Source organism: Glutamicibacter sp. AOP38-B1-38 (assembly GCF_052377485.1).
GTDB lineage: Bacteria > Actinomycetota > Actinomycetes > Actinomycetales > Micrococcaceae > Glutamicibacter.
Map to the genome: position 1 here is coordinate 34,268 of NZ_JBQSWU010000022.1, position 23,303 is coordinate 57,570.

Below are 23,303 nucleotides of genomic sequence, written 5' to 3' on the forward strand. Positions count from 1 at the left end.
CAATCCTTGAGATTCTGCTGGTCGCGGCTTTGATTAGTGTTCTCGTGGCTATCGAACCAACCGGTTGGGATCTGTCGGTGTATCGTGAAGGCGCACTGACGCTGTTGCGTGAGCCCGAAGCTCTCTACGGTCCATTCGTCGGTCCAGCGAATGCGCCGGGTTTGCCATTTACCTACCCCACATTTGCGGCTATTTTGTTTCTGCCCATGGCGTTTTTCCCTTACTGGGTTTCGGTCTCGCTCACCATGGCCGCCTCGATCATTCTGACCTACCTTGTCGCAAAAGATCTCTCTGCCCGGGTTGTGCAGAAATGGCCGACCTTGGCTCCTGTTATCACGCCATTAACATTGACGTGCCTGATGCTGATGTCCGCTCCCTTCCGGGACACGGTGTGGTTTGGCCAGATCAACATCTTGATACTTGGCGCCTGTTATCTGACCTTCGTGCGCTACAAGTCATTGATGCCGTTCGTGATTGCGGTGGGTATCTGCGCCGGCATTAAGCTCACCCCTATTGCACTACTGATTCTGCCTTTCGCAATGCGCAAGTGGCGTGCGGTGCTGGTCGGGGTAGCAACATTTATTGGTACCCAGGTTGTTGGCTTGCTTTTTCAAACGCAGAACACCTTGGACTACTGGCTAGACGTGGTGCAGGATCCATCGCGTGTGGGCAATGTGGGCTACATCGACAATGTCTCGCTTCAGGGAATGCTTGAGCGACTCAATGCTCCGTCCTTGGTATGGCTCGTGCTGGCCCTGGGTGTGGGCCTTTCCTTCGTCATTTTGCTCTGGAAGTTGCATGAGAAGGTGGACCGGGTGGTCCTGCTCGGTGTTGCGTCGGCTTGTCCGTTGCTCGTCTCTCCGGTGAGCTGGTCCCACCACTGGGTGTGGTTGCCGGTGACGACGTTCGCCTGGACCGTCTTGGCCCTGCGTTTAGCCCCGGTGCTGCGCCGCACGATGCTGGTTTCCTTGGCGCTGTGCTACGTAGTGTTGTCGTTTGGGGCCAAAAAGATCGTGGCGTTCGCTGGATATTTCCCGGATGGGGAATTACCAGTTTGGTGCTACGTGCTTCCCGCGGTGCCCGTGCTGGTGCAACTCTTGTGTCTAGCTATTTCCTTGGCAAGCACGCGGCAAGCAAGCAAAGCGGAACCCGCCAGTCAGTTTTCCTGAGCCGGGTAACTAGGGGCAGGCAAGCGCTGTACAATTCTTAGTATTCGAAAGTTTGTTCTAGCTAAGTGTGGTGTCTAGGTGAGTGACGCTGACTCGGTGATGCCCCCGGGGGCAACCCAAGGTCCGGTGCAGGCGGTCTCCGCCATGGGCTTCCCCTCGCCCGCGCGAGATTATTTTGACGGTGGGCTCGACCTGAACCGGTTGCTCGTCCATGACCGGGTCGCCACCTTCATCATGCGGGTAACTGGCCACGCGATGCATTCGGCCGGAATCTACGACGGCGACGAAATTATCGTGGACCGCTCGCTGAGTGTGAAACACGGATCGGTGGTTGTGGTGAGCCTGAATGGGCAGATGCTGGTGCGTCGCTGGCAAGTTGATGGAGCGCATGTCAGTTTGCTCAGCGACGAGTCGCCGCTGCCGGTGGTGCTCACCGAGGGCGATGAAGTTGAAGTCTTTGGCGTGATCACCAGGTGCCTGCACCATGTCCGCTGAGCCAGGCGCTTCCGCGCAGAGCGATCACGTGGCGCTGGTGGACGTGAACAACTTCTATGTCTCGTGCGAGCGCGCCTTCGACCACTCGCTGCGGAACCGACCAGTGGTTGTCCTATCAAACAATGACGGGTGCGTGGTGGCCCGGTCGCAGGAAGCCAAAGAGCTGGGGATAACCACCGGTGAACCGTTCTTCAAAGTGCGCCGCTATATGCAAAGCCATAACCTCGCGGTTCGCTCGAGCAACTATGAACTTTACGGCGATATGTCTGCTCGCGTCATGGAACTGCTTGGCCGTTTCGGCACCTGGCATGAGGTGTATTCCATCGACGAGTCATTTGTCGGGTTGAACGGAACCCTCGAACAGGTTCGGAGCACCGCCGCGCAGATCCGTGCGTCAATCGACCAATCGATCGGTGTGCCGGTGTGCGTCGGCGTCGCTGCAACGAAGACACTCGCTAAATTCGCAAACCATATTGCCAAGCACAATCCGCATATGCGCGGGCTGTGCATCGAAGGGCTGATGGAACCGGACCAAGTGGACAAGATCATGGCGCAGGTTCCCGCAACGGATGTCTGGGGTGTGGGGAAGAAATCCGGCGAGAAGCTGACCGGCATGGGAATCCAAAGCATCGCCCAGCTGCGCGCCGCTGATCCGCAAGTGATTCGCAAGAAGTTTTCGGTGGTGCTCCAACGCACCGTGCTGGAACTGAACGGCCAGCGCTGCATCGGGCCGATCGAAGAGCGTTCGGATAAGGGACAGGTGATGTTCACTCGTTCCTTCTCCACACCGGTCCGCACGCGGGAAGCGATGGCGGATGTCATGTCGATCTACGCGCAGAAGGCGGCAAGCCGCTTGGCACGCGAAGGACGCTATGCCAGCCTACTGACGGTCACCGCCGGAACCAGTAGATTTGCGAACTCGGCCGCCTCGTTTCCCACCGCTCAGGTACGGCTGGCCCGGCCCACCAGAGACCCGATTACTTTGACGCGAATCGCGGTCGGTGCGATGAGTGAGCTGATGGCACCCGGGATCGACTATGTGCGTGGGGGAGTCATCCTCTCGGGGCTCAGCGATCAGCCCGGGGCGGAAGAACTCGATTTAGGGCTGCTCGATTCGCACAGTGTGCAGGAGACCGAGAAAATCAACGTGAGCGACGTGGTGCAACAGGTGTCCCAGCGCTTCGGGGCCAAGGCCATCGGTTTAGGACGGGCCGGTATTGCCAAGGATCCCGAATGGTCGATGAAGCGCGAACATATGTCACAGCGCTACACCACCGACTGGGACGAGCTGCTCATCGTGCAAGCGTGAAGTCTTCGGTGGCAGAATGTCGAATATGAATACTGCGCTTCGTCGAACTTTGGGACTGGGCCTGCTCGGCACCCTGCTGCTCAGCGGGTGCACGGCCCCCACTGGCACCGCCGACCGGCCCGAGCCCGGCAAATCAAGCAATCCGAATACCCAAACGCCGGGCTCTGCAGCACCCACGCCGAGTCCGACAGCAGCAGATCCACAGGAAGAACTGCGCGAGAAGGCCGAAGCGCTCGCCGACGAGATGAGCCTTGCCGAGCAAGCCGGCAGCCTGGTGATGGCCGGCGTATCGGCCGACGGTGCTTCCGCCGCGCAGATCGAGGCGCTCAAGCAGCAAGGGGTCTCCAATGTGTTCCTGCGTGGCCGTTCGCAGCTTTCGCATGCGCAGATTTCCAGCCACGTCGCGGAACTGCATGACTCATTGGCCGAAAATGTTCCAGAAGACCTGCCCGTCTGGGTAGCCACCGACCAGGAAGGCGGGTTCGTCCGGGTCCTTCAGGGGCAGGGCTTCTCCGAGCTGCCCACCGCATTAGAACAGGGTGCGTGGGATGAGAAGAAGCTTGGTGCGGAAATCTCCGAGCTGGGCGGAGAGCTAGCCGACGCCGGAATCAACGTAAACCTCGCACCGGTTGCAGATGTGGTACCGGCAAGCCTGGGTACGGGCAACGCACCCATTGGCAAGTTCGGGCGGCAATATGCCAGCAATGAGGAGGATGTCGCGGCCTCCATCCTGATTGTCAATGAGGAGCTGGCCGAGGCCGGAGTGCAACCGGTCGTCAAGCACTTCCCGGGGCTGGGCAGAGTTTCCTTGAATACAGACACCCATGCGCAGGTGGCCGACACCAAGGTCGGTGACGACAGCACCGACCTTGAACCTTTTGCGGCGGCGATAGACCAGGACTTGGCTTGGGTGATGATCTCCAACGCCAGATACACCCAACTCGACAAGGATAACGACGCGCCATTCTCGAAGAAGATCGTCACCGGCCTGCTGCGTGAGGACTTGGGCTACGAGCGGCTCGTCATTTCCGACGACCTCTGCGACGCCAAACAGGTTTCCGCGGTTCCGGTGGGGCAGCGTGCGGTGAAATTTGTTCGGGCCGGTGGCACCATGCCACTGTGCGTGGATGAAAGCAAGGCGCTGACCATGGCTGAAACGCTGGCCACGCAGGCCCGCGAAGACGAAGAGCTGGCGGGGCAGGTACGCGAGGCGGCAATCTTGATTCTTGCCGAAAAGCTTCGCCTGCAGAGGTAATGCTCGGCCCATTTTCCGAGCCACCAAGCCTTTTGAGGCAAGGGAAGACCCGGGCGAAACCCTACTCGCTAGGGAACGCCCGGGTCTAGATTGAAGGTCTGCGCGATCAAGCTCAGACGCTTAGCTCAGATGAGGTTTAGCCCTTGCCGTTTCCTTTCTTGCCGCCCTTGGTGATTTCCAGGACCTGTGCACGGTCTCCGGTCTGGTTCTTCTTCTCGCCGAGCGTGCCGGTGCTGTTGTGCAGGTGCAGCAACAACGCCTTGGAAGCAACGGAAGGATCTGCCACGGTGACCGGCATCTTGGTGCCGTTCAGATCGGTGAATACCGAACCCTGAGCCCCGAAATCAACCTGAGGTTCGGCAATATCGAACGTGACCCAGTCGGTCTGATCCACCGGGATCATCGCGCCCTGGTCATTGGTGTGGTACCAGGAGAAACTGGAGACGCTGTAGGAGATTTCGGTGGAATCCTCATCCAGGCCGAGCGCCGCAAGCGATACCGGCAAGATTGCCACATTGGTGTCGAAGCTGTTGGTATCGACGTCTCCGAGCACCCCGTTGACCGGTTGCAGATCCACCTGTTCGCCGGTTTTCAGATTGAAGGTGGCAGCGAGGTCAAGGTCGATTCCGTCGAGCGCGGTCGTGAAGGTCACGAAGTCGGCTTCGCCGTCGCCATTGGTGTCGATGTTGACATCCAATTCGGTGCCGCCGGCTAGATGCGCCCAATTCCCCCAGGTCGAGATGCCCACGTTGAGCAGGCCATCGGCCACGCCGGTTCCCGGTGCGGTGCTCGAAGCGCCAACGTGCTGCAGGTCCATCGAGCGGGCCCCTGGAACACTGTCCATGGTCTTCGGCCCGCGTTCGCTGGAAGTGCCCAGTTCAAATGCGCCGAGCAGCGAGACTACCTCGGTGGCGTCTTCGCCCGCGCGGACATCCTTGCCCTTGAGCTTCAGCTCGGTGGTGTTCTCACCCTTCTTCAACTTCTTGACCGAAGCGGACATATCGGCAGAGAGCTTTGGAGCTGCCTGAACCGGGACGCGCAAGGTCGGAGCCTCCGAGCTGGTGAGCTCGACGCGACCGCTGGCATCGGAAACCCATGCGCGGGCCAGACCCGACTGGGCGCTGTCCATGGTCGGATCCAGGGTCTTGGTCCATGTCGCCGGATCCACGCTCAGGGTAACCTCGACGTTCTGCGAGGTTCCCGGAGCCAAGGTGAGACTCTGGCGGTCCAGCGTGAAGCTGGTGCCCGGGATCTCGGTAGCCGGCACGTAGTCGACCTGGTAGGTCTGCGTCGTGTCGCTGGTGTTCTCCACGGTGATTGAACGTGAATCGGTAAACGTTTTCTTACCGTCGATTTCAAGCACTCCGAAGACGACGCTTGTCAGATCCGCGGCCTCGGAATCGTAGGCGATGGCCGGGGTGGACAGGGCAGCTTCGGCCATGACGCGGCCCGAGCCTACACGGTTTGGACCATAGGCCTTGCCATTTGCCGCGAGGACATCGGCTGCCGCGGTGTTCATGATGGTGCTCTTGGCCTGCGCGGCGGTGAGCTCCTTATCCTGCATCACCAGGGCCGCCACACCGGCAACCATCGGGGTTGCCATGGAGGTGCCGGACATGACGGCCGGTCCGTTGCCGGTACCAACGCCTACCGAACCGATCTGCGTGCCGGGAGCCGCAACATCGGGCTTCACCACGCCGTTCGAGCCGTGTACGCCACGCGACGAGGAGGAGTTCAGGGTGTCCTTGACTCCGGAGTCACCCGAAGCGGCACCCACAAACGAAGCATCCAAGGTGACCTGCAGCTCGCCAGCGTCGGCCGCTGGACGCAGCTTATTGGAGTAGTCCAGGGTGAACTGGGCGCCGGGGATGGTGGCGTTGCCGGCGATTCCGGCATCGAAGAGGTTGGTTTCAGCATCCAACAGGACGCCGGTGGCACCGGCGGCTTCGGCATTGTCGAAGCGAGCGCCGGATCCACAAGGGAACGCGCCGTTCTCGCTCCACTGCAGCCAAACCCACTTGCCTTCCAGCGATCCTGGTTCAAAGGCCGAGCAGCCGAAAGCGTTATCGGCCGGAGCCATGGCCACTTCGCCGCTCAAGTCGGCCGGATCGGCCGCGGTGTAATTAAAGTTTGCCGAGTACTGGCCGGCGGCGGTTCCGGCAACGCCCTCGGGCGCATCGATCTGGATCTTATCCAAGGTGACCTGCGAGCCAACGGAGTTGGCGACGGTCAACGAGGAACGCGAGTTGCCCGGCGAGCCGCCGACATCGGTGACGTCCCCGGCATTGCCCGAGGCGATGACGGAGAGAATTCCAGCCTCGGAGAGCGCATCGACGATGTCATTTTCCGGATCCTGGACGGGGGAGTGATCCGAGCCGAGAGACATGTTGACCACGTCGGCGCGGTCTGCGAAGTCGCCGTCGCCGTTTGGATCAAGCACGTAGTCAAGAGCCTGGCCGACTACGGCGGAGGAACCGCCGCAACCGAAGACGCGAATGCCGATCAGTTGCGCCTCCGGGGCGGTGCCCGGGCCGACGTTCATCGTGGCTACCTCATCGGCGGTCAGCGAAGCGTAATCGCCGGTGAAGGTGGAACCTTCCGCGTTAACGCCGTAGCCGGCCGCCGAACCGGCCACGTGGGATCCGTGTCCTGCGGCTTCGCAGTCCAGCGGGTTAGGGTCGGGATTTGGAATCGGCTGGTAGTCCGGGGCGTCCGGGTTGGCGTTGTAGTCATCGCCGACCAGGTCCCAACCGCCAATGAACTTCTTCGAATCGATGAGGCCGGAATCCGCCGTCGGGAGTTCATCTGAAGCCTGTGCCTGCTTATAAGCCTCGATAGTTCCGGGGCCGCCAAATCCGGCGTGCGTGTAATCCACGCCGGTATCCAGCACGGCGATTTTCACGCCGTCGCCGGTGGTGTCCAACGCGGTCCACGCGTCGATGGCCTCGGTATCGATGACCGCGCCGCGGTTAGATGGAGATTTTGGCACGATGGCGCTGATTTTTGCGACATCGCCGCGTTCGGCCAGCGCACGTAGCTCTTTGGCGTCACCGGTTAGCGCGACACCCCGCAATGCGTTGGACGTTGTGTAGATGACCTCGGACTTGGCTTCCTTGGCTAGCTCCTTGCCCTTGGCTTTAACCTGGGATCGGACGGATTTAACCTTTGCCTTGTCTTTTTTCTTTCCGGACTTTTTGACCTCCTGGTAAGCGCCGTCTCCTTCGAGCTGGACGAATACCGACACCTCGCCGGAGGCCTTCGCCAGCTGGCCGCTGACCTTCAGGTCTGCAAGAGTTTGGCTTTTAACGATTGGCAGGGAAGCTGCGTTCTCTCCGTCAGATGGTTGCGGGATGTTGGCAGCTGATGCCGGACCTGTCATCGTGACAGCCAATGCTAAAGCGGTGGCTGATCCCAGGATGAGGCGCGGCAATCGTGGATTGCGCCGAGTGACCATGATTCTCCTAGCTGAACAGGAAGCGGGATGCTTCCGTGTGAAGATGCGACGGTTTCACTCGCGGCAGGTCGGTGCGCGTTGAGTGATGACCGGGGCCGACGTCCGCTGAAACGTCGAGTCTCCTACTGAGGAATCCTAAGTGACCCACGTCATATATCAAGGGGTTATTGAATAGTGATATTTTTCAGCTAAAAACATTTTGCATATGCTTCACACCCAAAACCCCGGATCACCAACCGAAACTCGACGTACTAAGCGCCTAGTGGTTCTCTATTTTTTAGAAATTATTAACCAAGTGTTACTCCCGGGTAGGGGATTTCATCACCCGGGTGAGATTAGTAGCCGTCGGAGTCTTTGGTGGAGCCTCAGCCCAAAACGAGCGGACGCAATGTGCTCATGCAGAGCCCGTTGCATCCGCCCGCGAAGCTGCGAAAGCAGTTATGGGAATAGACCTTAAACGCGGTCGATGAAGCTGTTGACCCGTTCCTCGAGCAACTTGATCCGTTCGGCCACGACCACCATCGGGTCCGGATAAATCGGGTTCTTTGGCGGGGGAATCCGCACGTTAGTCGAGCATTCGAAGTTTGCGCAGATCATGGTGCCCAAGGTATCGCCGTCGCGGCCTGGTTGCCCTGCCCGGCGGGTACTGAACATACTCACGTAGCAAGGGATATTTACGTCCCGGCAGATATCGCACATGGCGACGCTGCTGCGTTTTCGCAGTCCATCGGCCGAGCGAAGTAACAGCGCCCGAATCTGGCCGGCTGGATTGCTGTGGATGAGATAACCGCGCTGTGGCATCTTGGGATCGCGCCACCCAAGGTACTCGAGATTTTCCCAGTCCAGCGCCGAGTAGTTTTCCGGCAAGGTCAGTTTCTTCGTCTCGCTGCGACTGGCGTTGAGGAAGGAGGAGCGAATGGTTTTTTCTGTCAATGGCTGCATTGCAGGTCCTTAAAGAGATCTGCGGGCGCACGGCGCGCGCAGAGGGTTGCAAGGAAAGGGCATGTCCCATCAGCAACGGAAAACAGGCAGAGCAGCACAATTAAACGCCTCCAACGCCTATGGCGTTGGAGCGGTGTTTGGAAGCTACCCGTCCGTCGAGGGGACGAACGGGGAAGGCGTCAAAGTGGCTTGCATAGCCGACCTCCCTACCGCGTGCCCTGAGCACGCAACGACTTGACAGTATGGTCTCCAGACTCAAGCTGGAGCCGCGATTTTCCAATCATAGCAAAGGCCACACCCGCAGATGTGGCCTTTGCCGGCTACGACGCAAGTGCTGTTAGCGTCGGCCGCCCTGCCAGAGCGCATCGAAGGGGGTGTTTCCGGCGACGCGGTTGCGGATGCCTTCGGTAACAAAAGCCTTGGCGGTGCGCGCCGCTTCCAGCGGTGTCGCACCCTTGGCCAGCTCGGCGGTCACCGCTGCAGCGAGCGAGCATCCTGCGCCGGAGACGGCAACCTCGCCGATCTTCTTTTCGCGCAGCACTTCGAGGGTGGTTCCGTCGTAGAAGACGTCGATTGCGTCTTCGCCGGCAATGCGCACTCCGCCCTTGGCCAGGACTGCGGCACCGGAAATGGCATGGATCTGTTTGGCGGCCGCAACAAGGTCATCCTCGCTGTTGATGCTCAGTCCGGAGAGCTGTTCGGCTTCGAAGTGATTTGGGGTGACAAAGCTTGCCAGCGGAAGCAGGTTCGATTTCAGTGCTTCGTCGGTGTCCAGCGCGTGCCCTGGCTCCTGGCCTTTGCAGATCAGCACCGGATCCAGCAGCACGTTGTTCCACTGCTGGGATTTCAGCGCGGTGGCAACGGTGTTGATCGTCGCTGGTGATCCCATCATGCCAAGCTTGACGGTGCCTAGCTGGCCCGCGTAGCAGGTCTGGATGGCTTCGAGCTGGTCGGCGATGACCTGCTGCTCTACCGGCACGAAACGGTGATTCCAAGAAGCCTTCGGGTCGAAGGACACAATACAGGTCAGGGCGACAATTCCGTAGGTGCCCAGCTCTTGGAAGGTCTTCAAATCTGCCTGCGCTCCGGCGCCTCCGGTGGCTTCCGAACCGGCAATGGTCAAGGTCAGGGCTGGGCCTGGGGTGTTGATTGTAGTAGTCATAGTCCCAATTGAAGGTAGTGCGGATTGAATAGGTGTTTAGCTTTGCTGCCAAATGCTGATTTTAGTGGCTTTGGACCAACCTTCTGTCATCGCTTCGGAATGTTCCGCGGCGGCAACAAGAAGAATCCATGGCAAATCATGGCTGTAAGCGGCTCCGGCAAAATTTGCCAGTACTGCCCGCCGCGCCAAATCCGGGTTGGTTGGTGCGTACAGATCCGGGTCGGACAAGAGCCCAAAGGTTGAACCATAATGCATTCGTCCGCGCGCTACCGGGCGATCGAATTCGGCCACCTCAACCACGTCGTAGTTGTCCATGGGAGCTTCGAAGACGGTCGACGTCTCGGCCAGCTTGACGACCTGCTCTACGTCCTCCGGTTTGGCTGCCAGGAGGTTCAGTGTTGCGGTTTCATGCCAACCGGCCGAACTTAGCGAGGAGGCAACTGCCGGATTTGGCGCCCCGAGCAGTATGACGCGGCGATATTCGGTGGCTGGAACCCAGTCGTTTCTGGGCCAATAACGCAACAGTTCAGGATCGTCGCCGTTCAGATCGACCGAGCGTAACTGATCTGGGCCGGGGAATGAGGCGATGCGATCGCGTAGGAGTGCGTAGCCTTCAGTCCACTCCGGCAGGGGAGTCACAGTTCCGCTCATCGTGAGATTTGCTCCTAAGCATCTCGGAAGTAATTAAGTCGGTAAATTCGACTTTACGCCTTAAAGGCGGCGAGCACGGAACCATGAAGCGGAACCTGCGCCCCGCGATGCCACGGACCCATCGGGTCTAGCTTTTCCACAGAGGAGGGGACTGCAATCCTCCAACTTGCACCAAGATCAGCTGCTACGAGGCCTTTGCCTTGGTGATGTTCGCTTGGCGGCTTGTTCCGGTGGCGGTACTGCCGCGTTCCGCGTCTTGGTCTCCGCTGGAATCCATCAGGGCGAGTACATCTTCGAAAAGGGAGCGCACCACCGGCAGGCGACAGAGGATTGCAAATTTGCCGACGACGGGAGCGACGCTACGCATCAGCGCTCGCGAACGTCGCTGATTGGGCGAACTGTCGTAGGCCCAAGCGGAGAATACCTGCCTGGATAGCAGCCAGAGGAACCTTGGCAGCTCACGCCGAATACCTAGCGGAGGAAGCGGCCTCGCGCCAGCGACCGCGCGTTCCCAAAGCGACATCTCGAGCTGAGCCAGTTCGCTGTTTTCGGGATCGCGCGAGAGCAAGACTTTCAAGAATGCCGGCCCGAAATCGTGGTACTTCTCCATCACCTGCAGATTTGCGTTGAAGACCGTATGGATATTCGCTTCCAAGGTGTTGCCGTCGTCGAGTTGGCCATTGCATAGTGCAAATTGCTCCGCCCGCAAGGACAGGAGCAATTCGAGGACGATGTCTTCTTTGGAATTGAAGTAATAGTAGGCGTGCGACAGGGAAACTCCGGTCCGGGCAGCAATGGCGCGCATGCTTGACGCCTGGTAGCCGTCTTCGGCGAAAGCAGCCAGAGCGGTGCGAAGCAGTTTGGCCTTGGTCTGCTGTCCCTTGCCGGTACGCGGTTCTTTGAGCTGCGTCGGCTCGCGAGTAATTTCCATACGGGTCAAGTGTATCCAAGTATTGAACGCGTTCAAAAATCAAGTCTGATTACGCCGAAGCGTGCGGACCGAGTCACTGCCATTTTTGGTTCCTCAAATTCATATTTTGAAGAACACAAGGTGAGATAGCTGATTGAAAATTTCAGGGATATCAAACTCCGGTTGCCGTGAAGCAGGTCACGGTGAGTTTGCGATGGCTCCGTGGGATACTGGCAAGGCAAGTGCTAATACAGCGGGACAGCGCTCCGGCACATAACCACAGATCAGCGAAGAGTTGCTGGTACCTGGGTGTCGGTCCACGCGGAGTCTTGGCGAACCACTTTTAACGAGGAACATTTTCATGGGCGAAACGAACGCCAAATCAGTAGCCGCGCGGCCTTCAAAAGCAATTTTTGCCGCCGCCGGATCACCATACTTCTCCGCAGTGCTCGCGCTGATGGGAGCGGTCGTCATACTCTCCAATATTGGAGCGTCAAAGGGCGTGGCCATCGGCCCATTCATCACCGATGGCGGGTTCTTCCTTTTCCCATTGGCCTACATCATGGGCGATGTGATTTCAGAGGTCTATGGCCTGAAGGCCGCTCGCCGATCGATTCTCATCACCTTCGCCCTGGCCTTCTTCGCGGTGCTCGCCTTCTGGATTATGATCCAGCTGCCGTCGGCAGAATTCTACGACGGCCAAGAAGCCCTCGAACGCACCTTGGGGCCGATCTGGCAGATCGTGGTTGCCTCGGGCTTGGGGTTTCTGGTGGGGCAACTGGCCAACTCGTGGGTGCTGGTGCGGATGAAGCAACGATTCGGGGAACGCGGGCTCGTCGGACGGCTGATCGGCTCCAGCGGTGTCGGCGAATTCCTGGACACGCTGATCTTCTGCGCCATTGCGGCTCCGGTTATCGGAATCACCGATATGCCGAATTTCATCAACTATGTCGTGGTCGGGTTCGTTTACAAGACGGCGGTGGAGATCCTCTTCGTGCCAATCACCTCGCTGGTGATCCGCTGGTTCAAGAAGCGCGAACCTAGCTATGCGGCGCTGCTTGCCGCACGGTAGAAAACGAACTCCATCAGCAGTTTGGACGATGCCCCGCCGGCAGGCCACTAGATACTGTTGAGAGATGAGCATAGGGAACGTGCAGCTGGCAGTCGAGCACTTGGAAATCGGCTACGCCGGTCAGGCCCTTTGCGAACCGATCAATCTGTCTTTGACGCCCGGTGCCGGTCTGGGAATCATTGGGGCCAACGGCAGCGGGAAATCCAGCTTGATCCGCACGGTGCTGGGCTTGCAGCCGGCGATCTCCGGTGCGGTCAGCTTTCATGGTGCAGCCCTCGACGAAGGCTCGGCACGCTTCCGCAAGGACGTCGCGGTCCAGGTGAGCGACGGCGTATTCTTTGAAGAACTCACGGTGGCAGAACACCTTGAAATGGTGGCGCGAGGCCATGGGTTGCAAGACTGGAATGGCGCGGTCACCCGAGAACTCGAGTTTTTCGAGCTGCAACAGGTTGCCAAGCAGCAGCCCCGGCAGTTATCGTCCGGGCAGCGGCGCAAATTGCTCCTAGCCGCGGCGCTGGTCCGCCCGGCAAAACTGTTGATCCTCGACGAACCTGAACAACGCCTCGACCAGCGGATCAGGGTCCGGCTGTACCGCAGGCTGGCCCAGCTGCGGGAGGATTACGTGAGCATCCTTGCGGTCACCCACGATCCACTGATGATCCGCGACTGCCTCGAAAGTGCGCTGATGCTGCACGGCGGCCAGGTGCGCACGGTGGACGCGCAGTCCGGGGCGCTGTGGCTTGAGCGCTAGCAAACAAGCCGACGAACTGGGCGGCTACGACCCACGGGAAATGATCACCCGAATGCGGAAGCGGCGGGATCGTTCCGCGCGATTCGACGCATTCTCCGATGCTTATATCTGGGTGCTGTTGGCGGTCATTGCCCTCGCCTATCTCTTCAGCGTGCTCTCCGGGGTGATCTTTGCCCTGCAGGGCGGTGGCATAGCGGCGCTGGATCTGCCAAGCGCGGTCTGGAACCTGCAGGATCTGGCGATCGTACTGATTCCGGCACTATTGCTCTGTGTATTTCGTGGGCTGCTCTACCTCGGCCCATGCGGGCTTTCTCCGGACAAGGCCAGCTGGTGGCTGCCGCTGCCCATCAAGCTCAGCGCCATCAGGCAGCGTGCTCTCGGCAGCGCCATCGCGCTTGGTGCACTGGCGAATATCTTCGTCGGAGTCCTGTGGTTTGTGTGCCTCTTTGCGCTGTCCGGAGGATTCACCGCAGAAGTGCTGCTGCTGGGAATTGTTGCCGCCGCAGCATCCGGGGCGCTCCTGGGTGCCTTGGCCGCGCTCGCGCAAATCGGTGCCCGGCAAAGAGCCGCGCTCCGGGTGTGCCGGACGCTCTGGCCACTGCTCTTGCTGGGCCTGAGCATTTCCTGGAGCCTGCTGCTGTTCGGGAACCGCTGGCTTCAGGGAGCCTACCGGCGGCTCGGAGAGCTGGTCTTTGAACCTAGCCTCTGGGCCGCTGCCTGCTCCGGGTTGCTGGTGCTCGCAGCGGCCGCCACATGGTTGGCGTTCAGCTGGATCGAGCGCTTGGACGCGAATTCCATGCGGCAGGCCGGGCGGGTACAGAACCAACTGGTCGGATCGATGATCCAGATGGACCTGGGAGGAGTCCTGCCGGTGCCGAATGCGGCGGGCAACGCACGGACTTGGTTGGCCCACGGTTCGCTGCATAGGGTGCCGGTGGTGCTTCAGATCTTGGTGCTGCGCTACCTGCGCGGCCGGTATTGGAACGGACCGCTGAGTCTGGTGCTCACGGCCCTGGCCCTGACGCTGGGAGTCCGCGGCATCGCCAACCCGCTGGCGCTGACCGGATTCCTGGTGCTTGCACTATGCCTGCTGACGGAGAACCTCTCCCAAATGAACCGGCCACTGGCCAGCCAACCGGGTCTAGCCCAGCTGCTGGGGTTGCCGCGGAGCCGGCTGGTACGCCCCGCCCTGGGGTTCGCCTTGGGTTTGGCGCTCGGTGGGTTGCTCATCTGTTCGGCGTTGCCGGCCGCGCTGGGAATGATCCCGAGTGCGAATCTTTGGCCCTGGTGCGCCGGGCTGTTGGTGGCTGCCTGTGGCATCACGGCAGCGATGTGGGGCCGGGCCACGCGCGGGGAACGCGACTGGGAATCCTTGATCCTCGGATCAACCAACGAACTGAACACCGGTGCGTTGGCGTTCAAGGAGTTTGGGCATTTCCTGCAGGCGCTGGCCTCGGGGCTGCCGATATTCTTCTTGCTTCTGCTGCCGGGGTCGCCGGTGCCGTGGGGAGTGTGGGTGCTGAGCGCGCTCTGCGCCTACCCCGGCTATCTCGCCCTGCGCCGCGCCGGCGAGCAGCAACCCGCAAGGATCAGTTAGCCGCCGAGGCAGAGCGATGGCGGGCTACCTGTGCTCGGCCTGAACCGCAGGCAACCCGCCGCCGTTCTTGGTGCTCCGCGCCGCTAGGCGCGCAGACCCTGCGGGTCGGGTTCGCCGTTGTAGTACTCGCCCAAGACCTTCTCCTTCAGCTCAAAGAAGCTGCCGTCTTCGATGGCTTCACGGACCGAGTCCACCAAGGAAACGGTGAAGTGCTCGTTGTGGATCGAAATGAGCGTGTGGCTGAGCAGCTCCTTCGACTTGTGCAGGTGGTGGATGTAGGCACGGGTGAAGTTCTGGCAGGTATAGCACGAGCAGCCATCGACCAGCGGGGTGAAATCGCGTTTGTAGCGGGCCCCCGAGAGATTGAAGCGTCCGTGCGGGGTGTAGAACGCGGAATTGCGTGCCACCCGGGTGGGGGAGACGCAGTCGAAGGTATCGGCGCCGTTCTCGATGGCGGTGAAGATATCGTCCGGCTCGGAAATCCCCAGCAGGTGCCGTGGCTTGTTTTCGGGCAGTTCCTCGGAGCACCAGCCGACGATGGTGCCAAGGTTCTCTTTTTCCAAGGCGCCGCCGATGCCGAAACCGTCAAAGGCCATCGCGCCAAGATCCTGGCAGGCCTTGCGCCGAAGGTCTTCATACTGGGCGCCCTGAATGACGCCGAACAAGGCCTGGTAATCCTTGCCCGCACGTGAATCGGTCAGTGCGAAGTGCTCGGCGATGCAGCGCTGGGCCCACAAGCGGGTGCGTTCCAAGGACTCAACCTGGTACCCGCGGGAATTCTGCAAGGTGGTCAGCTCGTCGAAGGCGAACATGATGTCTGCACCGATCTGGTGCTGTACATTCATCGAAATTTCCGGCGAGAAGCGGTGCTTGCTGCCATCGAGATAGGATTTGAACCAGACCCCGTCGTCGTCGACATTGGCCAGGCGTTCCTTGCCCGGGGCTACCGCGTCGTCCGGACCCGACTGATCCACCGACTTCATGTCGATGACCTTCTTGAAGCCCGAGCCGAGGCTCATGACCTGGAAGCCACCGGAGTCGGTGAAGGTTGGGCCTTCCCAGCTCATGAACTTGCCCAGGCCGCCAGCCTCATCGAGGATGTCGGCGCCTGGCTGCAGGTAGAGGTGGTAGGCGTTGGCTAGCACCGCTTGGGCGCCAAGCTCCGCTACCTGAACCGGGGTGAGTGCCTTGACGGTGGCTTTGGTGCCCACCGCGATGAAGGCAGGAGTTTTGATTTGCCCGTGCGGGGTATTGATGACGCCGGTGCGGCCCAACATTGGCGAGCCTTCGGGGGAGGTGAGGCGCGTGCCTACCTCGAAGCCGAATTCGGCTTGGCGGGAATGCGGGTTGCTGGGGTTAAAGTTCTTCTCGGACACGTACCAAGTGTGCCGTATGTGTAGCCGGGTGAGGAAAACGACAACCCAAAAGTGAGCCAAAACCTAGCGGTCGACTTGGTTAAAGGCGAATAATGCAAGTAACTGCACTGTGGCGAATGCGACGAAAGGATCCAGTGAATCTCCAAAATCTTAAGGAGTCCGCGCGTTCCTTGATAACCCTCGGACCTGCTCGAAAAGACCACTGGATCGGACTACGTACTGCCGTTGGCGTATTCGCGCCGCTGATCTTCTTGCTCCTGATCGACCGGTTGGACCTGATGGTGTTCGTGGTCTTCGGCGCCTTTACCGGCGTCTACGGGCGCGTGGATGGCTACTGGAACCGCTTGCGCATGCAGACTCGCTCCGGGCTGTTGTTCTTCGTGGTGATCGGGTTGGCGCTGTTGGCTTCGACCTTCTGGATCGACCATGGCAATCCGGAACTCAAGGCCTGGCAGGTGGTGGGGGCGACAACCCTTGTCGCCGGAGTCTGCTCGGTAGTCACCGGGTTCTTGCGGTTGCGTCCGGGTGGTTCGCTGTTCCACATCTTCGCCTTCGCGGCGATTGCCTCGATCGCCAAGCCTGCGCCCTTTGGCGAAGCAATGTTCGCCGCCGCGGCGACGATCCTGCTGGCGCTGTTCATCGGGGCCAGCGGCGCCCTCGGCCAGTGGTCAAGCTTGTGGAAACGCACCCCGGTGCCGCCGTTGTCCGATAACGTGCGCAAGGCTATCTGGTGGGAGGGCCTGTTCTATGTGCTGACCGCCGGTGTGGCCGGTGCCCTGGCGAATATCGTTGGCAGCCAGGTCGAAGCGGGGCACAACTATTGGGCCATGGTGGCCGCCGTGGTTCCGCTCGCCGGGCACACCACCGCGTTGCGCGTGCGCCGCGGCGTGCACCGTGTGCTTGGCACCTTGGCGGGCATGCTGCTCATCGCTGTGTTGATCCTGATCAACCCTGCCATGTGGATACTCGTTGCCTTCATCGGGCTGTTCCAATTCTTGGCCGAGATGCTGGTGATGCGCAATTATTTCCTTGCGCAAGTCTTCATCACTCCGTTGGCCCTGGTGGGTACCACCCTGATCACCGGGCTGTCCACCGCGGTGATGTACGACCGTGTGGTCGAAACGATCATTGGTTCCGCGGTGGGCATCCTGGGCGTCTTGCTCGGCAGCTGGTTTGGAAACCAAATGCGGCGGCGACTTGGAATCACCGAGGCAAACGGATAGCAACCTGGCTAAATGTTTATTCCGACATGCGCTAATGCCTGACGGAGAATATTTCCGCGGCCCCCGGCAAACGCGCCCTGAATGTCTTCGCTCAGCGCTTCCGCCGGCGAAAGCCAGGTCAGTTCGAGCGCGTCTTGACGCGGGGTGGATTCACCACGCACCGGAACGATATAGCACATCGCCACGGCATGCTGGCGATCGTCGGTCAGCCCGGTCTCGCTGGGAGATGGGAAGTATTCGGCGACGGTGAAGGGGACCGGAGACGCCGGGAGCTGGGGGAGGACCATGGTGCCCAGATCCTTCTCAATGTGGCGGATCAGGGCGGCACGGATGGTCTCGCGGTACATGACTCTGCCCGAGACAAAGGTGCGCAGCATATGCCCCGTCTCGTCGCCGGTGAGCAGCAAACCCACCTCATTGACGTAGCCGAGCGGATCGAGGCGCACCGGAATGGCCTCGACGTAGAGCATGGGGAGGCGTTGGCGGGCTTCGTAGAGGTCCTCCTCGTTGAGCCAGCCTGGATAAGGGTCGGGCGTACGCACGTTCATAGAACCATCTTCATACATATTTGCTCGACCGTGGTGAACTTCCCGCTGTGTTGCGTAATTCACTGTCGATCAGAACTATTCACTCTGGTGCATTAAAAGGCCGAACTGTAGGATTAGTTGCACCGTTTCACCTTATTTTGGCGGTATTTTTCTCCTCGAACTTCTCTCGGAAGCAGTGTCCAGCCTTGACGAACGCCCCAGAGCGCTTGAGCAAAAAGAACTTCACCACGATTGCGGTGCTGATCGTATCCAGCTTCGTGGTAATCCTCAACGAGACCATCATGAACGTGGCGTTGCCCGTACTCATGATCGAATTCAATGTCACCGCCGACGCTATTCAATGGCTGGCTACGATCTTTATGCTCACCATGGCCGTCGTCATTCCAATGACCGGCTTCCTCTTGCAGAAGATGAGCACCCGCAAGGTCTTTTTGCTGGCCATGGGCATGTTTGCCCTGGGCACCACGCTGGCGGCCGTGGCCCCCGGCTTCGGAGTGCTGCTAGTAGCCCGCGTCATTCAGGCCTGCGGCACCGCGGTGATGATGCCATTGCTGATGACCACGATTCTCGATCTGGTCCCACCATCGCGTCGCGGCGTGCTTATGGGGAACGTATCGATCGTGATCTCGGTGGCTCCTGCCATCGGCCCGACACTCTCGGGATTGATTCTGCAGTACCTCTCGTGGCGCTTCATGTTCATCGTGATCATTCCGATTGCGATCCTTGCCTTGGTCATCGGCACTCCACGTCTGGGCAACGAACCGGGGCAGGCGAAGGCCCCGCTGTCCTTCGCTTCGATCCTGCTGGCAGTGCCCGGTTTCGGTGGTCTGGTCTACGGCCTCAGCCGCCTCTCGGCAGCCGGTGCGTCGCCGCTTAACCTTGGGATTCTCTTCGTCGCATTGCTCTGCTTGGTGGCGTTCGCCGTCTTGCAAAGCCGGCTGCAACGTGAAGATAAGGCACTGCTGGACCTGCGACCGCTGACCTATCGCGATTTCAGCCTTTCACTGGTACTGATGATGTTCGCGATGGTGGCGCTCTTCGGTGTGATCATCTTGCTGCCGATGTTCTTCACCAATGTGCTCGGCATGGAGACGCTGACTACGGGTCTGATTATGCTGCCCGGCGGCCTGCTAATGGGAATCCTGGCCCCATTCGTCGGTCGGCTGTATGACAAGGTCGGACCTCGACCATTGGTTGTTCCCGGTGCCTTGGTGCTCACCGCGGTGATGCTTGCCTATGCAATGATTCTGGATTCAACGACCCCGATCTGGCTTTTGGTCCTGTTGCATCTGGCGATGAGCCTGGGCCTGGCGTTGATCTTCACCCCTGCGTTCACCACCGCGCTGAACCCCTTGCCGCATCATTTGCACTCGCACGGTTCCGCCCTGCTCTCCACCTTGCAGCAGCTCGGCGGCGCCCTGGGCACCGCATTGGTGGTTGGCGTCGTTGCCGCTACCACCGCTTCGAAGCTTGCCGAGGGAACCGACGAATTAGTCGCAGCCGTCGAGGGCTTCGCCCCGGGCTTCCTCGTGGGAGCCGCCTGCTCCGTCGGCATCCTCATCATCGGTTTCCTGATGGGTGGCAAAAAACAGCTCGTGACGGAAGAGGCCGAGAGCACTTCTGCCGTGCACTAATTCGACACCGGACAAAACCCCCGCAGGTGAAAATCTGTGGGGGTTTTGCCGTTCCCAAATGCGAACTCTTCTCAAATCTTCTCGTGGCCGTTAGGCTAAATCCCAAGTCAACAACGCCAAAAAAGGGGATTCGATGGAACTGCAGGATACTGTCGCGCTAGTCACCGGAGGGCTATCCGGTCTGGGTCGAGCTACGGCACAAAGACTCGCCCAGAGCGCCACCCACGTGGTGGTGCTTGATCTTCCCCGTGAAGACGGAGACGAAATTGCGGGCCAGATTTCTGCAAACGTCCGTTACGTCCCCGCGGATGTCACCCGGGCCGAAGACGTGGCCATTGCGGTGCAACGCGCTTCCGAGTTGGGGCATCTGCGCGTCGTGGTGAACTGTGCCGGCGTGGCGACTCCGGGCAAGGTGCTCGGCCGCGAGGGAGTGCTCCCGCTGGAGAAGTTCGCCAAGGTCCTCGAAATCAATGTCACCGGCACCTTCAACGTGGTGCGTCTCGCCGCCGAAGCGATGGCGCACAGCGAGGCCGTGCTCGATGCGAAGGGCACCAGCGAGCGGGGAGTGATCATCAATACCGCATCGGTGGCAGCCTTTGACGGTCAGATCGGCCAGCCCGCCTACGCGGCATCCAAAGGCGCCGTGGCCGCCATGACCTTGCCGTTGGCCCGCGAGCTGGCGGCGCACCAGATTCGAGTGATGACCATCGCTCCGGGAATTTTCCACACCCCCATGATGGACTCGCTGCCGCAAGCGGCCCAGGATTCCTTGGGCGCGCAGGTACCGCACCCTTCACGGCTGGGACGTCCGGAAGAATATGCTGATCTTGTGGCGCACATTGTTTCCAACCCAATGCTCAACGGAGAAACCATCCGACTGGACGGTGCCATCCGCATGGCACCGCGTTAATCCTCGGCGCGCAACCCCCGCTGGTTGCGATGCTCGGCGTGGCTGATCTGGAACCGCCGGCTTTCGGCGCAGATGAACACGATTATTGCCATGAAAACCAGCAATGCTGCGAACCACAGCGGTGCGCTCTCCTGCCGCCAGGCCTGAAAGGCGGCGGCGAACATGCCAAAGCCATAACCGGTTGCCAGGGCGTGGCGGCCGCGTTCGGTCTGTGCAAATCCGGCGGCCAGGAGAGTTGTTAAAACGGTGGCGATGCTGATCGCCAGCAGGTGCTCCGGACGGTTCCAGCCGGCCGCGGCAAACCACAGCTGCAGGGTGAAGACCAGCGAAAAGCCGGTGAAAAAACTGACCGGCAAATCGGTTGCGATACGTTCGAGGTGATTGCGGGCGGTGTTCCGGTTCATTTGGAGCATGCCGTACATCCCGAAACCGGTCGCCAGTGTGGCCAGCAGGGCTCCTGGCCAGTGGAGGAACCCGGCGGTGAAGGTCAGCGCGCAGGCCATGAGCGCCACGGCGGATAACCCATAGACGGTGATGGCCCGCTGCCTGCGTGAAGATAGCTGGTGCGGCAGTACCGAGTATCCTGCACTGGCGATCATGATGATCGCGATGGCCGGCCACACAAAGGCAAGCACCGGTGAGGTATCGAGCAAGCCGCCCTGGGTGCTGGAACTGGTCCCCAAGGCGGAGTTCAGCGAAGTGACCAGCAGCAGGGCCGCGGCCAGGGCAAAGAGCGCTGCACGGACCTTGTCGAAGGTCTCCACCACAGGGTTGGGACGGCGATCCGGGGCTGCGTAGGGCAATTGCAGGCTCTGCTTCTGCGATGCCGCGGCGATCGCCTCTTGGGCCGAGTCCACTAGCGAACGTAAATTCTCGGTGGGCTGCGGCTCTGCCATCGGGGTACCGTCCTTGGGTAGGCACTTCTTCTTCTGCGGTATGAGTAACCGCCAGGTGTGTGCAACAGCCTAGGATAATCCAACGGATTTTAGAAGAGCCGCAGGCTAAGGCGCCTCGATTAAGCGTTGCCGCGAGCTGAAACTGCGCGGCTGCCCGGTTAGCGGGTCGATGAAGGAAATCGTGTGCGCCAGCAGCTGCAGGGGGCGCGAATAATCATCCGGTGCCAGATCCCACAAGCGCGGGTAGAAGGCGTCGTTGATGATGCCCAACCCCAACGAGGCAAGGTGAACCCGAAGCTGGTGGGTTTTACCCGACAGCGGATCCAGCTCCATCAGCGCGACCTGCAGGCCGGCATGATGCCCCTTGCTGATGCCGAGGGCACCGAGCGAGATCCGCGTTTGCGCATTGGGAATCCCGTCTTCGACGGTGGAGCGCAACTGGCCTTTGACCTTGGCCATCCGGTTTTCGAAGACCAACGGCATGCTCTGCAGCAAACCATGCAGTTCTTCGGTGGTCCGTACGTTGGGGTGTTCCCCATTGGCTTCGAGCACGCGCCCGGTTTCCAATCCGTCGCCCGGTTGCAGGGCCACGACCGCCTGGTATTTCTTGGAGATCTTTCGATTCTCGAAAAGCATCTGATAGGCGCCACGGGTCTGCGGGTTCGCCGCGAAGAGGATGACACCTGCGGTGGCGCGGTCCAAGCGGTGCATGGGAACCAGCTCGGGGTTGCCGGTCTGGTTGCGAAGTCGCACCAGCGCGGATTCTTGAATGAAACGGCCGCCCGGGGTGGAGGGCAAGAAATGCGGTTTGTCCACGGCGATCAGGTGCTCATCCTGATGCAGTATTTTTGCTTCGAAGGGGATGGGTGTCTCAACGGGCAAGGAGCGGTAGTACCAAATGAATTCATGCTCGCCCAGGGTGGTGCTGGCGCTGAGCGGCACCCCGCCCAGGCCCACGATTTCCTGCTCTTCGAAGCGGCGCATGAGCCCTTGCGGATCCACGTGCCCGAAGCGTTCGAGCAGGTACTCGGCCACGGTTTCCCACGGTCCGTTTTTCGGCACACGCAAGCGTGTTGCGTTGACGCCATTGCGAACCGGGAGTGGGGAGAGCATTGCCATGGGACCTATTCTTTCATTGCCTGGCAATTCGGGCAGTAATAGCAGTCTCGTTCCATCCCGGTTTTCTGCCCGGCAAGCTTGAATACCGCCACGCTCCTCCCGCAGCGCAGGCAGGGCTTCGCGGCGCGGCCGTAGACCCATAACGGCTCTCTGGTGCGTGGATCCCCGGTGGTGACACGGCGGCCGCGGTCCTTATTTAGCTGCAGGAGACGATGGGACATCGAGATGACTGCGGGCAGGTTCTCGACCTCGCCCACGGGGGCCAGCGGATGAACCCTGGTGAGGAACAGCACCTCGCAGCGGTAGATGTTGCCGATTCCGGCCAACAGGCGCTGGTCCAGCAGCGCCTCTCCGATGACCCGCTCGGGATCGGCGAGCAGGTTCCGGGCGGCAAGCTCGGGATCCCAGTTGTCCCCAAGCAGGTCCGGTCCGAGGTGGCCGACCAGCCCCTGCTCCTCGGCGGTGGGCACCAGCTGGAGCTGGGCGATATCAAACCCGACGGCCGTCCAGGGAACGGTATGCAGGGTTACACGGGCGGTATGCGCCGGACGCTTCCAGCGTTCCGCCGGCGCGTAGAGGTCCCACCGGCCATCCATCAGCAAATGGGAATGCAAGGTCAACGGTGCCTGGCCGCTGCCTTCGGGTGGGCTCAAGCGCATCAGCAGGTGCTTGCCGCGCGGCCGAACCTCGTGAACGGTGTAACCCGCCAGGTCGGTGGTGGCCAGCTGAGGCACCCGGAAGTCGCTGCGGATCAGCCGCTGGCCGGCCAACGCCTGGTGCAGCCGTGCGGTGGCACGGTATACCGAATCGCCTTCGGGCATGGGACTCCT

General features: G+C 60.5%; 20 protein-coding genes. 10 read left to right on the forward strand and 10 right to left on the reverse strand.

All coding sequences use genetic code 11. The features are described 5' to 3' along the window. The first annotated feature begins 44 nt into the window (after window positions 1-44). The 4 genes from ACT3TP_RS13395 (at window position 45) to ACT3TP_RS13410 (ending at window position 4,228) form a co-directional block, all read left to right on the forward strand. Entirely contained in the window at window positions 45-1,169 is a 1,125-nt protein-coding gene (locus tag ACT3TP_RS13395) for a glycosyltransferase 87 family protein (RefSeq protein ID WP_444620777.1), read from the forward strand. Between the two features lie 99 nt (window positions 1,170-1,268). Beyond that, entirely contained in the window at window positions 1,269-1,664 is a 396-nt protein-coding gene (locus ACT3TP_RS13400) for a LexA family protein (RefSeq protein WP_444620790.1), read from the forward strand. Further along, entirely contained in the window at window positions 1,654-2,973 is a 1,320-nt protein-coding gene (locus tag ACT3TP_RS13405; RefSeq protein WP_444620778.1) for a Y-family DNA polymerase, read from the forward strand. The genes ACT3TP_RS13400 and ACT3TP_RS13405 overlap by 11 nt, the downstream gene beginning before the upstream one ends. A gap of 25 nt (window positions 2,974-2,998) precedes the next feature. Next, entirely contained in the window at window positions 2,999-4,228 is a 1,230-nt protein-coding gene (locus tag ACT3TP_RS13410) for a glycoside hydrolase family 3 N-terminal domain-containing protein (RefSeq protein ID WP_444620779.1), read from the forward strand. Between the two features lie 136 nt (window positions 4,229-4,364). On the opposite strand, the gene ACT3TP_RS13415 is transcribed toward ACT3TP_RS13410, so the two are convergent. The 5 genes from ACT3TP_RS13415 to ACT3TP_RS13435 all read right to left on the reverse strand — a co-directional run bounded on the left by ACT3TP_RS13415 (window position 4,365) and on the right by ACT3TP_RS13435 (window position 11,368). Next, on the reverse strand, window positions 4,365-7,607 hold the full coding sequence (locus ACT3TP_RS13415) for a S8 family serine peptidase (protein WP_444620780.1): 3,243 nt from the start codon (window positions 7,605-7,607) through the stop codon (window positions 4,365-4,367). 528 nt (window positions 7,608-8,135) lie between these two features. Further along, window positions 8,136-8,624: an FBP domain-containing protein gene (locus ACT3TP_RS13420; RefSeq protein WP_444620782.1), complete on the reverse strand. Its 489-nt coding sequence runs from the start codon at window positions 8,622-8,624 to the stop codon at window positions 8,136-8,138. 337 nt (window positions 8,625-8,961) lie between these two features. Then, window positions 8,962-9,786: a hydroxymethylpyrimidine/phosphomethylpyrimidine kinase gene (locus ACT3TP_RS13425; RefSeq protein WP_096285521.1), complete on the reverse strand. Its 825-nt coding sequence runs from the start codon at window positions 9,784-9,786 to the stop codon at window positions 8,962-8,964. Between the two features lie 36 nt (window positions 9,787-9,822). Further along, a complete protein-coding gene (locus ACT3TP_RS13430; RefSeq protein WP_444620783.1) occupies window positions 9,823-10,425 on the reverse strand; it encodes a hypothetical protein in 603 nt (200 codons plus the stop codon). Window positions 10,426-10,621: 196 nt separating this feature from the next. Continuing rightward, entirely contained in the window at window positions 10,622-11,368 is a 747-nt protein-coding gene (locus ACT3TP_RS13435) for a TetR/AcrR family transcriptional regulator (protein ID WP_096285517.1), read from the reverse strand. A 340-nt stretch (window positions 11,369-11,708) separates the two neighbouring features. On the opposite strand from ACT3TP_RS13435, the gene ACT3TP_RS13440 reads away from it, so the two are divergent. From ACT3TP_RS13440 to ACT3TP_RS13450, 3 genes are all read left to right on the forward strand, one after another. Further along, window positions 11,709-12,419, forward strand: coding sequence for a queuosine precursor transporter (locus tag ACT3TP_RS13440; protein WP_096285515.1), 711 nt, complete (start codon window positions 11,709-11,711; stop codon window positions 12,417-12,419). Window positions 12,420-12,483: 64 nt separating this feature from the next. Next, a complete protein-coding gene (locus tag ACT3TP_RS13445) occupies window positions 12,484-13,170 on the forward strand; it encodes an ABC transporter ATP-binding protein (RefSeq protein WP_096285513.1) in 687 nt (228 codons plus the stop codon). Then, window positions 13,160-14,767: a DUF6297 family protein gene (locus ACT3TP_RS13450; protein ID WP_096285511.1), complete on the forward strand. Its 1,608-nt coding sequence runs from the start codon at window positions 13,160-13,162 to the stop codon at window positions 14,765-14,767. The genes ACT3TP_RS13445 and ACT3TP_RS13450 overlap by 11 nt, the downstream gene beginning before the upstream one ends. 83 nt (window positions 14,768-14,850) lie before the next feature. Here the strand turns inward: ACT3TP_RS13450 and tgt are convergent, their stop codons facing one another. Continuing rightward, on the reverse strand, window positions 14,851-16,143 hold the full coding sequence (gene tgt / locus ACT3TP_RS13455; protein WP_444620784.1) for a tRNA guanosine(34) transglycosylase Tgt: 1,293 nt from the start codon (window positions 16,141-16,143) through the stop codon (window positions 14,851-14,853). 134 nt (window positions 16,144-16,277) lie between these two features. Between tgt and ACT3TP_RS13460 the strand changes: the two genes are divergently transcribed. Next, a complete protein-coding gene (locus tag ACT3TP_RS13460) occupies window positions 16,278-17,366 on the forward strand; it encodes an FUSC family protein (RefSeq protein WP_444620785.1) in 1,089 nt (362 codons plus the stop codon). An 8-nt stretch (window positions 17,367-17,374) separates the two neighbouring features. On the opposite strand, the gene ACT3TP_RS13465 is transcribed toward ACT3TP_RS13460, so the two are convergent. After that, on the reverse strand, window positions 17,375-17,914 hold the full coding sequence (locus ACT3TP_RS13465) for an NUDIX hydrolase family protein (RefSeq protein WP_096285505.1): 540 nt from the start codon (window positions 17,912-17,914) through the stop codon (window positions 17,375-17,377). 185 nt (window positions 17,915-18,099) lie between these two features. On the opposite strand from ACT3TP_RS13465, the gene ACT3TP_RS13470 reads away from it, so the two are divergent. Together ACT3TP_RS13470 and ACT3TP_RS13475 are read left to right on the forward strand one after the other, a co-directional pair. Beyond that, complete coding sequence (locus ACT3TP_RS13470) at window positions 18,100-19,548, forward strand: MDR family MFS transporter (protein WP_096285503.1); 1,449 nt, start codon at window positions 18,100-18,102, stop codon at window positions 19,546-19,548. 133 nt (window positions 19,549-19,681) lie between these two features. Next, complete coding sequence (locus ACT3TP_RS13475; protein WP_096285500.1) at window positions 19,682-20,458, forward strand: SDR family NAD(P)-dependent oxidoreductase; 777 nt, start codon at window positions 19,682-19,684, stop codon at window positions 20,456-20,458. Here the strand turns inward: ACT3TP_RS13475 and ACT3TP_RS13480 are convergent. From ACT3TP_RS13480 to ACT3TP_RS13490, 3 genes are all read right to left on the reverse strand, one after another. Further along, window positions 20,455-21,354 carry a hypothetical protein gene (locus tag ACT3TP_RS13480; RefSeq protein ID WP_096285498.1) on the reverse strand — a complete coding sequence of 300 codons (900 nt, stop codon included), beginning with the start codon at window positions 21,352-21,354 and terminating at the stop codon, window positions 20,455-20,457. The genes ACT3TP_RS13475 and ACT3TP_RS13480 overlap by 4 nt on opposite strands. Before the next feature lie 105 nt (window positions 21,355-21,459). Next, a complete protein-coding gene (locus tag ACT3TP_RS13485) occupies window positions 21,460-22,467 on the reverse strand; it encodes a pseudouridine synthase (protein ID WP_096286003.1) in 1,008 nt (335 codons plus the stop codon). Window positions 22,468-22,478: 11 nt separating this feature from the next. Beyond that, a complete protein-coding gene (locus tag ACT3TP_RS13490; protein ID WP_096285496.1) occupies window positions 22,479-23,294 on the reverse strand; it encodes a DNA-formamidopyrimidine glycosylase family protein in 816 nt (271 codons plus the stop codon). Between the last annotated feature and the right edge of the window lie 9 nt (window positions 23,295-23,303).

What these genes read in the sequence shown, in the direction of transcription:
- ACT3TP_RS13465 (WP_096285505.1), bottom strand. Translation starts at nt 17,914, where the DNA reads ATGAACGTGCGTACGCCCGACCCTTATCCAGGCTGGCTCAACGAGGAG.
- ACT3TP_RS13435 (WP_096285517.1), bottom strand. Translation starts at nt 11,368, where the DNA reads ATGGAAATTACTCGCGAGCCGACGCAGCTCAAAGAACCGCGTACCGGC.
- ACT3TP_RS13405 (WP_444620778.1), top strand. Translation starts at nt 1,654, where the DNA reads ATGTCCGCTGAGCCAGGCGCTTCCGCGCAGAGCGATCACGTGGCGCTG.
- ACT3TP_RS13400 (WP_444620790.1), top strand. Translation starts at nt 1,269, where the DNA reads ATGCCCCCGGGGGCAACCCAAGGTCCGGTGCAGGCGGTCTCCGCCATG.
- ACT3TP_RS13445 (WP_096285513.1), top strand. Translation starts at nt 12,484, where the DNA reads ATGAGCATAGGGAACGTGCAGCTGGCAGTCGAGCACTTGGAAATCGGC.
- ACT3TP_RS13490 (WP_096285496.1), bottom strand. Translation starts at nt 23,294, where the DNA reads ATGCCCGAAGGCGATTCGGTATACCGTGCCACCGCACGGCTGCACCAG.
- ACT3TP_RS13410 (WP_444620779.1), top strand. Translation starts at nt 2,999, where the DNA reads ATGAATACTGCGCTTCGTCGAACTTTGGGACTGGGCCTGCTCGGCACC.
- ACT3TP_RS13440 (WP_096285515.1), top strand. Translation starts at nt 11,709, where the DNA reads ATGGGCGAAACGAACGCCAAATCAGTAGCCGCGCGGCCTTCAAAAGCA.
- ACT3TP_RS13425 (WP_096285521.1), bottom strand. Translation starts at nt 9,786, where the DNA reads ATGACTACTACAATCAACACCCCAGGCCCAGCCCTGACCTTGACCATT.
- ACT3TP_RS13480 (WP_096285498.1), bottom strand. Translation starts at nt 21,354, where the DNA reads ATGGCAGAGCCGCAGCCCACCGAGAATTTACGTTCGCTAGTGGACTCG.
- ACT3TP_RS13415 (WP_444620780.1), bottom strand. Translation starts at nt 7,607, where the DNA reads ATGACAGGTCCGGCATCAGCTGCCAACATCCCGCAACCATCTGACGGA.
- ACT3TP_RS13475 (WP_096285500.1), top strand. Translation starts at nt 19,682, where the DNA reads ATGGAACTGCAGGATACTGTCGCGCTAGTCACCGGAGGGCTATCCGGT.
- ACT3TP_RS13485 (WP_096286003.1), bottom strand. Translation starts at nt 22,467, where the DNA reads ATGCTCTCCCCACTCCCGGTTCGCAATGGCGTCAACGCAACACGCTTG.
- ACT3TP_RS13420 (WP_444620782.1), bottom strand. Translation starts at nt 8,624, where the DNA reads ATGCAGCCATTGACAGAAAAAACCATTCGCTCCTCCTTCCTCAACGCC.